This is a genomic window from Litorivivens sp. (assembly GCF_041625495.1).
Taxonomy (GTDB): domain Bacteria; phylum Pseudomonadota; class Gammaproteobacteria; order Pseudomonadales; family Spongiibacteraceae; genus Litorivivens.
Genome location: NZ_JBFJTH010000155.1, coordinates 1 through 8,760, shown reverse-complemented (window position 1 = coordinate 8,760; position 8,760 = coordinate 1). Strand labels below are relative to the sequence as shown.

The following is an 8,760-nucleotide window of genomic DNA, read 5'->3' as shown; positions in this document are numbered from 1 at the left end:
ATGGAACAGAACCTATTCCCGCACCGCATGTCGATGGAAGAACAGAGTCTCGAAGAGGAGCGTCGCCTGTGTTACGTGGGCATCACCCGCGCCGAGCAACAGCTCTTCTTGACCTACGCAGAAACCCGTCGACTGCACGGCCAGGAGAATTACAACGCGCCATCGTGCTTTCTGTCCGAAATACCGAAAGAGCTGATGAACGAAGTGCGCTGCAATACCCAGATCTCCCGACCGGTGAGCTTCGCCAACACCAGCATGCACAGCACCGACGAGGACACTGGACTCACCCTGGGTCAGCGCGTACTACACAGTATTTTCGGTGAGGGCACCATCCTCAATTTTGAGGGCCAGGGCGCCAGCACTCGAGTGCAGGTCAACTTTGAAAGCGAGGGCAGCAAGTGGCTGGTTCTGCAGTACGCCAAGCTAGAGGCGCTGTGAGCCAGCGTTGTTGGCACTCGACCAAACGCACCACGATTTTAATGTCAGGTACTACTGCCCTGACGCACAAAACCGCAAGTGAGAAGTCATGAGTTCACGCCATAAAAATAAAGAATCCCTCATCATTCTGACTCTGGTCGCAGCTCTCGTCAGCCTGTTCTGGCTGTATGTGGGCGAGCAGGCCGAAGACTTCAGCAGCGATACCCTGACCGCAGCCGGCGATCAAAAAGTCTACCACTGGAAGCTGGTTACCAGTTGGCCGAAAAATTATCCAGGACTGGGTACCGCGCCGGAACACTTCGCCAAAGCTGTAAAGGAAATGAGTGGCGGCCGCCTGTTAATCAAAGTTTACGGTGGTGGCGAACTGGTACCGCCCCTGGGCGTGTTTGACGCAGTCTCACTCGGCAGCGTTGAGATGGGTCACAGTGCCGCCTACTACTGGAAAGGCAAGATGCCCGCAGCCCCCTTCTTCACGTCTGTACCGTTTGGCATGACCGCCCAGGAAATGAACGGCTGGCTCCACTACGGCGGCGGACTGGAGCTGTGGCGCGAAGTCTATGCCCCCTTTAACGTGATTCCGCTGGCTGGCGGCAACACGGGCGTGCAAATGGCGGGCTGGTTTAACAAGGAGATCAACTCAGTAGCGGATCTGAAAGGGTTGAAGATGCGTATTCCCGGCGTGGGTGGAGAAGTCTTTACCCGGGCGGGCGGCACCGCCGTAACTCTGCCCGGCGGTGAGCTCTACACGTCATTGCAGACCGGCGTTATCGACGCCACCGAATGGGTCGCGCCCTACAATGATATGGCGTTGGGGCTCCACGAGGTTGCCCGCTACTATTACTACCCGGGATGGCACGAACCGGGCCCCACACTCGAGATCACAGTAAACCGAGAAGCCTTCGAGTCGCTACCCAAAGACCTGCAGCGCATCGTGGAAATTGCAGCCCGCTACGCCAACCAGGACATGCTCGACGAGTATACGGCGCGCAACAATGCCGCCCTGAACCGGCTGCTAGACCAGCACAGCATTCAGGTGAAAAAGCTCCCGGACGACGTACTATTGCATTTGCGAAAAGCGGCCTACGAGTACTACGCCGACATCACCGAAAGCGACCCGATGGCCAAAAAAGTGTACCAAAGCTGGAAAAAATTCCTCGATGGCGCCAGCAATTACCATCGAATTTCCGAGCAGGCGTATATTAATACCCGCAATTTGGAACAGGAATAAACCACCCATGATCCGACACTTTGTACTACTGAAATGGAACCAGGAAATCGACGACGCGCAACTGGAGATTTTTGACAAGGCTTACGCGGCACTGCCGGAAAAAATTCCGACAATCCAGAATATCTGCCACGGCCCGGACAAGAATTTCTACCCCGGGAATTTTAACTACGTGCTGATGCTGGATTTCAACAATAAGGACGATCTGGATAACTACGTGGCAAGCCCGGCCCATGCCGAACTGCTGGAGAAAGTGGTCGGACCGTTTCTGGAAGGTTGGGCGATCGCCCAGATCGAGATTTGAACACTTCGCCCGCAGGGCAAGCACCTGGAAACAGGTGCCAGCCTTGCGGGCCAATCCACTAGCCAGCCATTCCCACCAGTTCGCGACTAACGTCCCACAGTCTCTTTGCCGCCGCATCGTCCTCTGCCCAGGGCTTGGGCTGAAGTTCTGCGCACTTGGCAAAGTATTTCCCAGTCACACCTTCCACTGCCGGCGACGTTGCCAGATAGATTGAGGTGGAAGCACCCTTCGCCGGCGACTGAAAAAACGGCGACACAAGTCCCGTTATCACCTTTCCAAGCAGACCATTCTGTTTGCCAAGACCTGACGCGACTGCGCCGGGGTGCACACAGTTGGCAGTGACACCGGTGCCTTCAAGCTGCCGCGACAACTCGCGGTTCCAGAGGATATTCGCCAGTTTCGAATGACCGTATACCTCAAAGGTTTTATACGGCCGATTCTCAAAATTGAGATCGTCAAAATAAATCTGTTTACAGAAGGCATGCGCGCCTGAGGCAACACTCACAATCCGCGCTGGCGCACTGTCAACAATCCGGTCGCGTAGCAACTCCGTTAGCAGAAAGTATCCCAGGTGATTAACGGCGAACGTTTCTTCCAGACCATCGGCACTTATCTTGCGCTCGGTATAGATCACACCGGCGTTATTGATCAGCAGGTGCAGCGGCTTTCCCGTGTCGAGAAATTCTGCGGCCGCACGGCGAATATCGGCCTGCACGCTCAGGTCTGCAACAATCATCGACAACCGCTCGTTGCCGGTATTGCGGCGGATAGCATCCAGCAACGCGCGCCCTTTCTCAGCACTTCGGCAGATGATGAACAGTTCTGCGCCTTTTGCTGCCATCGACTCAGCCGTGGCGGCACCGATACCACTGGTAGCGCCGGTTACCAGCGCAACTTTGCCTTTCAATTCCATGGGGTTTTCCAGATTATTGTTAGGTGTGAAAACCAATTGGACTACAGCGTGCTCACGCCCATCATTACCTGTGTGTTAGCTAACAGTGGGCGAGTTATACGGGCGTTATTCGTCGTCGTCCGGCACGATTCGAGTACGACCATTTTCATCGATGGCCACAAACACAAACTCACCCTCGGTGACTTTCACTGGCGATTTGTGCGGATTTATCCAGACTTCCACATTAATGCGAATGGAGCTGCGACCCACCTCGACAATATCGGTGTAACAGCTAACCACAGAGCCCACTTTCACCGGTGTCAGAAAGGCCATTCCGGTCACCGCCACGGTAGCAGTCCGGCCTTGAGCCCGGCGCGAGGCAGTAATAGAACCGGCCAAATCCATTTGTGACAGCAGCCAACCACCAAAGATGTCACCACTGGGGTTAGTATCTGCCGGCATGGCCAGGGTTTGCAGAGCCAATTCGCCAGCCGGCTGAGGGGTATCGTCTATATTTCGCATCCGCTGAATCCTTCGTACAAGGGGCCGCTTACTGTGCGGGCAGCTGGCCAAATCAGCCAACGGTATGTGGTTCCCGCAGCTCTGTCAATCAGAGGCATCCCCTACCCAACCAATAAGCTGTGATTGTTTTTGCTATCTGCACGCTGACTAGCGCAGCGAGCGCACCCACTGCGGCAGTGTTGTGGCCAGATCCGGCCACACGGCCAGAATCACCAGCATCACTAGTTGCAAGCAGATAAAGGGCACAACGCCCCGATAAATATCGCGAGTGTGTACCGTCTCGGGCGCCACACCGCGCAGGTAAAACAGAGCGAAGCCGAACGGCGGTGTTAGGAACGAGGTCTGCAGGTTGATGGCAATCATGATGCCCAGCCAGACCGGATCAACCCCCATCGCCAACAGAATAGGTGCGACGATTGGCACCACCACAAAGGTGATTTCGATAAAGTCGAGTATAAAGCCCAACAGAAAGATGGCCACCATCACCACCAGCACCGCGACCCCGACGCCGCCACCGAGCTGCTCAAACAGTGACTGAATCAGATCGTCGCCGCCATAGCCGCGAAACACCAGCGAGAATACAGCCGCACCGATCAGGATCATAAAAACCATGCAGGTGACTTCGAGGGTCGATTGCCCCACTTCACCCAAGCGCTTGAACGACAGCTCACCCTTTAGGCGCGCCAATAGCGCCGCGCCGAGCGCGCCAACAGCGGCCGCTTCCGTAGGCGTCGCCGCGCCAATCAGAATCGAGCCCAACACGGCGACAATCAACACAACCGGCGGCAACAGATTGGCGACCAACTGACTGATTGGCACTTTGCCAATATCCGTCGCAGGCGGTACCCGCTGCGGGTTGCGCCAAGCGATGAATACCGCGTAGACCAGATACATCGCCACTAATAGCAGCCCCGGGATCAACGCGCCCATAAACAGGTCGCCCACCGACACGGTTTCCGGGTTGACCACGTTCATGTTCAATTGCGCCTGCTGATAAGCGGTAGAGAGTGTGTCACCGAGCAGCACCAGCGCAATTGACGGCGGAATGATCTGACCGAGCGTTCCTGTCGCGCAGATAGTGCCGGTAGCAATCGCCGGGTCGTAACCACGCCTAAGCATACTGGGCAGCGACAACAGCCCCATGGTTACCACCGTTGCACCGACAATCCCGGTACTGGCCGCCAACAGCGCGCCAACCAGAATTACCGCGATACTCAGGCCGCCAGGCAAACGACCGAACAATTTGGCCATGGTGTCGAGTAGATCTTCAGCAATACGGCTGCGCTCGAGTAAAACCCCCATCAATACGAACAGGGGTACCGCCATCAGCGTGACATTATTGATGGTGCCAAACAGACGCGAGGGCAGAGCCGTGAGATAACTGGGATCAAACCAACCGGCAATGATGCCCACACCCGCAAACAACATCGCCGTACCCGCCAGCGAGAAGGCCACCGGATAGCCCAAAATCAGCACCAGGCATACGGCGGCGAACATCAACAGGGGAATCCACTCAACCATGGGTGGGAGCCTCGGCCTCTAACAGCACCTCCAGCGACCGGCAAAACTCCGCCACCCCCTGAATTGCCAGATTGACGGCCATCAATGGAATCAGGGTTTTCAGCACAAATACCGCAGGTATGCCGCCGGGTTCAGCAGAGCTTTCCTTTATCTGCCACGCATGGCTGACAAAATCCCAACTGATCAGCACCACATAGCCGCACAGCGGCAGCAGAAATACCAGCGTGCCCAGGGCATTGACCCAAGCCTGACGGCGCGGGCTGAACTTGCGGTAGAGAATGTCGACCCGCACATGCCCATCACGCTTGAGGGTGTATCCTGCGCCCAGCATGAAGATAGTCGCGTGCAGGTAGATGGATAGTTCTTGCATAAAGGTTGAGCCCTGCTCCAGCCCATAGCGCAGAAACACCACGGCACACGTATTGAGCATTAGCAACGGCAAGAGCCACGCCAAGAGCTTGCCGACGGTGTCGCTATAGGCGTCGAGAGTTGACGACAGGGCTGTTATTATTCGCATTCGCTGCCTCGGGCAATATCCAAGCCCGCCATTATAACGTAGTGATTATTTTCCACACGACTACTTGAGCTTACGGACAGTTTTGATGCTAACGGTTATTTCGCCCGCTAAAACACTGGATTTTGAATCTCCACTGCCAACCCAAGAGCACACCCAGCCCGACTTTCTCGAACAGTCGCAGCAACTGGTGGACGAGCTGCGCAGCCTGTCGCCGGACGACATCTCCAGCTTGATGAAGATCAGCCCTGCCCTCGGCGAACTGAATCACCAGCGTTTTATGAACTGGAGCACGCCGTTTACGCCGGATAACGCCCGACCCGCCGTACTCGCATTCAAAGGGGATGTTTACCAAGGGCTCGACCCCCAGCAATTTGGCAAGCGCGATTTCGCCTTTGCCCAGAAGCACCTGCGTATCCTTTCCGGTCTCTATGGCTTGCTGAGGCCTCTGGATCTGATTCAGCCCTACCGTCTCGAAATGGGAACCCGCTTTGCCAACAGCAAAGGAAAAGACCTCTATGCATTCTGGGATCAGCAGATTACCGAGGCGGTAAACGAAGCCTTAGGAGAGGCAAAGACCGAAACGCTGATTAACCTGGCCTCCAATGAGTACTTTAAGTCCGTCAAGAAAAAAACACTGAACGCCAATATTGTCACGCCGATATTCAAAGATCAGAAAAACGGCCAGTACAAAATCATCAGCTTTTACGCCAAAAAGGCGCGTGGCCTGATGAGTGCCTACATCATCAAGAACCGGGTTAAATCCGTTGAGGAACTCAAAGCGTTCGACTGGGAGGGTTATAGCTACCAGGCTAAGCAGTCTTCCGCCAGCGAGCTGGTATTTACTCGGAAAGAGCAGGCCTGAGCCCCGCGCGAAAACTCAGATCATTCAGCGGCCATCGCCCGAATGATCTGGAATTCCTCTGCCTCAACCGGCATCACCGACAAACGGTTGCCGCGCTTTAGCAGTCGCATGCCATCCAATAGTGGATTGGCCTTCATGGCGGCCAGACTCACGGGCTGTTTGTACTTTTTCTGAAATTGGATATCCACCATAAACCAGCGCGGATTATCCGGGTCTGATTTGGGATCATAGTAATCAGACTCGGGATCAAGGGCGGTGGAATCCGGGTAGGCTTCCCGCACGATTTTGGCCACCCCCACCACCCCCGGCTTGGCACAACTGGAGTGGTAGAACAGCACCGTGTCGCCTTTTTTCATTTCACGCATAAAATTGCGCGCTTGGTAGTTTCGCACACCGTCCCAGTGTTCTCGCTTTCCCGGGCGAGCAGCGAGGTCATCAATGCTGAAGGCATCGGGCTCCGATTTCATCAACCAGTACTTCATTGCTGTATTAACTCCGGCAGCGGATAAGGCTCCCCCTGCTGGGGATGCGACTGTGCGTAGGCCTGAATGGCGGCGATACGTTTATCACTGAGTGGGTGCGTACTGAGCAGCTCCGGAGGCGCGATGCCGCCCTCGGACATAACGGCAAACAGCCGCCCGGCTCCCTGCACGTTGCCATAGTGTGCCTGCAGCATATCCAATGCCATCGCATCTGCTGCCCTTTCCTGATCGCGGGTAAAACTCATCACCGTAGCCAGGCCCAGCTGCTGAATCAGCCAGTCCGCCGCACCGGAATTTGACAGGCCGGCAACACTGGCCAGCGCGAGCGATACCGTGAGCCCCCGCCCCATGGCTACAATCGGGTCGCGATTAATGATATGAGCAATTTCATGGGCCACCACCATGGCCAGCGCATTCTCACTGTCCATTTGCTCTAACAACCCGTCCAGTATGTAGACATTGCCTCCCAGCGTAGCAAAGGCATTGACGGTCTTCGACGACAGGTAGTGAATCTTCAGGTTCAGGCCTTCAGGCAAACGCTGTGACTCCAGCAACTGATCAGCCAGTTGCTGCAGATAGTTTTCAATAAGCTGCGCGCGCTCGCTCTCGGGCGCGGCAGGAAACTGCTCGGCATACCGGGACACGAGCTTCTCTTCCAGAGAGAAAGGCACCAGTGGCGCGAGCTTCTGCGCCGCCAGTGACAATATAAGAAGTAACACCAGCAATGCCCCGCCGGCTGCCAGCAGCAACAGGAAAAATTCCTTTAGCGGATTTTCCTGGCTGTAATTGATACCTTCCGGAACCGGTCGGTTTTCGTAGTTGCTCATTCAGGTTATATCGATCAGTGCCGTGCCGTAGGCATAGACTTCTACGGCGCCTATCTGCCCTTTGCTACCCTTGGAAATAGACGCCGTTTCAAGCTTGACGTTAACCACCATCGCCGCACCAAGCTCCAGGGCCTGCTGTTTCATTCGCAGCAGGGCCTCGCGGCGAGCACGCTCCACCAGCGATTCGAACGAACGCACTCGACCGCCAAACAGGCTGCGCAATCCGGCGGCAATCATTTTGAAGTAATCGACCGAGATCACCACATTGCCGCCCACCAACGCCACCCGCCGCGGCGTGTTCGTCGGCGGCGGCAGACGCTCACTAAAGGCAAGCACCGTCGCCAACTCGCGCTCGCGCTTCTGTATCGATTTAAAGTGCCGGGATTCCGCCAGCCGACCAAATACAAAACCCAGCGTTAGCAGTACCAGAAAAACAACGAGATCAGTCACCCCAATTACTCCAGCACCACGGCAGTACCATAAGCAAAGAGCTCGGCGGCACCCGCAGCCACCGACGAAGTTGAAAAACGCACGTTGATCACCGCATTGGCGCCCATCGCCTCGGCCTGCTGCATCATGCGCTGCATCGCTTCTTCACGCGCGTCGTTGAGCAGCTCGGTGTAGCCTTTCAATTCACCGCCAAAAATGTTTTTCAGCCCCGCCATCAGATCTCGACCTACGTGTTTGGTGCGCACGGTATTACCCTGCACCAAACCCAGGTGGCTGGCGATTCGTTTGCCGGGAATAATCTCAATATTGCTGACTAACACGTGACACGTCCTTGAGCTATGTTTAAGGTTTCGGTCTTTATAGTCAGATTCGCCAAGTGGTGGCAAGCCTTTCATGAACAAACCTTTCTCGCAGGCCTGCGAAAACAACAAAACCCCCATCCTTAACGTGCTGCGCGAGGCACTTGCCGACTGTCAGTACGTACTCGAGGTGGGTAGTGGTACCGGGCAGCATGCCGCGCACTTCGCCGGGCAGTTACCCCATCTACGCTGGCAGCCGTCAGATCAATCGGACTACCTGCCGGGCATCCGTGCCTGGTGCGAGGATGCCGGCCTGCCCAATCTGCTGCCGCCCATCGAGCTGGAGGTTTGTGCGCCCTGGCCGGTCAGCAGCGCTGATGCTGTTTTTTCCGCTAACACGGTTCACATTATGCATTGGCAT

General features: G+C 55.8%; 13 protein-coding genes. 5 read left to right on the top strand and 8 right to left on the bottom strand.

Going from position 1 to position 8,760, the window contains the following annotated elements:
- The 3 genes from ABYP39_RS15090 to ABYP39_RS15080 all read left to right on the top strand — a co-directional run.
- Window positions 1-438, top strand: a 438-nt coding sequence (locus ABYP39_RS15090) for a 3'-5' exonuclease (RefSeq protein ID WP_372783341.1), incomplete at its 5' end; no start/stop codon positions are given.
- An 88-nt stretch (window positions 439-526) separates the two neighbouring features.
- A complete protein-coding gene (locus ABYP39_RS15085) occupies window positions 527-1,666 on the top strand; it encodes a TRAP transporter substrate-binding protein (RefSeq protein ID WP_372749269.1) in 1,140 nt (379 codons plus the stop codon).
- Window positions 1,667-1,673: 7 nt separating this feature from the next.
- Complete coding sequence (locus tag ABYP39_RS15080) at window positions 1,674-1,967, top strand: Dabb family protein (RefSeq protein ID WP_372749268.1); 294 nt, start codon at window positions 1,674-1,676, stop codon at window positions 1,965-1,967.
- A 58-nt stretch (window positions 1,968-2,025) separates the two neighbouring features.
- Here the strand turns inward: ABYP39_RS15080 and ABYP39_RS15075 are convergent, their stop codons facing one another.
- From ABYP39_RS15075 to ABYP39_RS15060, 4 genes are all read right to left on the bottom strand, one after another.
- Window positions 2,026-2,880: an SDR family oxidoreductase gene (locus tag ABYP39_RS15075; RefSeq protein WP_372783339.1), complete on the bottom strand. Its 855-nt coding sequence runs from the start codon at window positions 2,878-2,880 to the stop codon at window positions 2,026-2,028.
- Window positions 2,881-2,985: 105 nt separating this feature from the next.
- A complete protein-coding gene (locus tag ABYP39_RS15070) occupies window positions 2,986-3,381 on the bottom strand; it encodes an acyl-CoA thioesterase (protein ID WP_372749266.1) in 396 nt (131 codons plus the stop codon).
- A gap of 147 nt (window positions 3,382-3,528) precedes the next feature.
- Window positions 3,529-4,902 carry a TRAP transporter large permease subunit gene (locus ABYP39_RS15065; protein WP_372758625.1) on the bottom strand — a complete coding sequence of 458 codons (1,374 nt, stop codon included), beginning with the start codon at window positions 4,900-4,902 and terminating at the stop codon, window positions 3,529-3,531.
- Window positions 4,895-5,419, bottom strand: a complete 525-nt coding sequence (locus ABYP39_RS15060; protein WP_372764688.1) for a TRAP transporter small permease subunit — start codon at window positions 5,417-5,419, stop codon at window positions 4,895-4,897. Before ABYP39_RS15060 ends, ABYP39_RS15065 begins: the two co-directional genes overlap by 8 nt.
- 85 nt (window positions 5,420-5,504) lie before the next feature.
- Between ABYP39_RS15060 and yaaA the strand changes: the two genes are divergently transcribed.
- On the top strand, window positions 5,505-6,281 hold the full coding sequence (gene yaaA, locus ABYP39_RS15055; RefSeq protein WP_372764687.1) for a peroxide stress protein YaaA: 777 nt from the start codon (window positions 5,505-5,507) through the stop codon (window positions 6,279-6,281).
- Window positions 6,282-6,301: 20 nt separating this feature from the next.
- Here yaaA and ABYP39_RS15050 read toward each other — a convergent pair whose 3' ends face one another.
- From ABYP39_RS15050 to ABYP39_RS15035, 4 genes are read right to left on the bottom strand one after another with little or no spacing between them, the layout of a single operon-like run.
- On the bottom strand, window positions 6,302-6,763 hold the full coding sequence (locus ABYP39_RS15050; protein WP_372748970.1) for an EVE domain-containing protein: 462 nt from the start codon (window positions 6,761-6,763) through the stop codon (window positions 6,302-6,304).
- Window positions 6,760-7,590, bottom strand: a complete 831-nt coding sequence (locus ABYP39_RS15045) for a M48 family metallopeptidase (RefSeq protein WP_372783337.1) — start codon at window positions 7,588-7,590, stop codon at window positions 6,760-6,762. Before ABYP39_RS15045 ends, ABYP39_RS15050 begins: the two co-directional genes overlap by 4 nt.
- Complete coding sequence (locus ABYP39_RS15040) at window positions 7,591-8,040, bottom strand: YbjQ family protein (protein ID WP_372748972.1); 450 nt, start codon at window positions 8,038-8,040, stop codon at window positions 7,591-7,593. It abuts the gene before it with no gap.
- A 5-nt stretch (window positions 8,041-8,045) separates the two neighbouring features.
- Window positions 8,046-8,360, bottom strand: coding sequence for a YbjQ family protein (locus tag ABYP39_RS15035; RefSeq protein WP_372748973.1), 315 nt, complete (start codon window positions 8,358-8,360; stop codon window positions 8,046-8,048).
- A 73-nt stretch (window positions 8,361-8,433) separates the two neighbouring features.
- Here ABYP39_RS15035 and ABYP39_RS15030 point away from each other — a divergent pair.
- Window positions 8,434-8,760: DUF938 domain-containing protein (locus ABYP39_RS15030; protein WP_372783335.1), on the top strand; the 327-nt coding region annotated here is incomplete at its 3' end.

What these genes read in the sequence shown, in the direction of transcription:
- ABYP39_RS15085 (WP_372749269.1), top strand. Translation starts at nt 527, where the DNA reads ATGAGTTCACGCCATAAAAATAAAGAATCCCTCATCATTCTGACTCTG.
- ABYP39_RS15080 (WP_372749268.1), top strand. Translation starts at nt 1,674, where the DNA reads ATGATCCGACACTTTGTACTACTGAAATGGAACCAGGAAATCGACGAC.
- ABYP39_RS15075 (WP_372783339.1), bottom strand. Translation starts at nt 2,880, where the DNA reads ATGGAATTGAAAGGCAAAGTTGCGCTGGTAACCGGCGCTACCAGTGGT.
- ABYP39_RS15070 (WP_372749266.1), bottom strand. Translation starts at nt 3,381, where the DNA reads ATGCGAAATATAGACGATACCCCTCAGCCGGCTGGCGAATTGGCTCTG.
- ABYP39_RS15065 (WP_372758625.1), bottom strand. Translation starts at nt 4,902, where the DNA reads ATGGTTGAGTGGATTCCCCTGTTGATGTTCGCCGCCGTATGCCTGGTG.
- ABYP39_RS15060 (WP_372764688.1), bottom strand. Translation starts at nt 5,419, where the DNA reads ATGCGAATAATAACAGCCCTGTCGTCAACTCTCGACGCCTATAGCGAC.
- yaaA (WP_372764687.1), top strand. Translation starts at nt 5,505, where the DNA reads ATGCTAACGGTTATTTCGCCCGCTAAAACACTGGATTTTGAATCTCCA.
- ABYP39_RS15050 (WP_372748970.1), bottom strand. Translation starts at nt 6,763, where the DNA reads ATGAAGTACTGGTTGATGAAATCGGAGCCCGATGCCTTCAGCATTGAT.
- ABYP39_RS15045 (WP_372783337.1), bottom strand. Translation starts at nt 7,590, where the DNA reads ATGAGCAACTACGAAAACCGACCGGTTCCGGAAGGTATCAATTACAGC.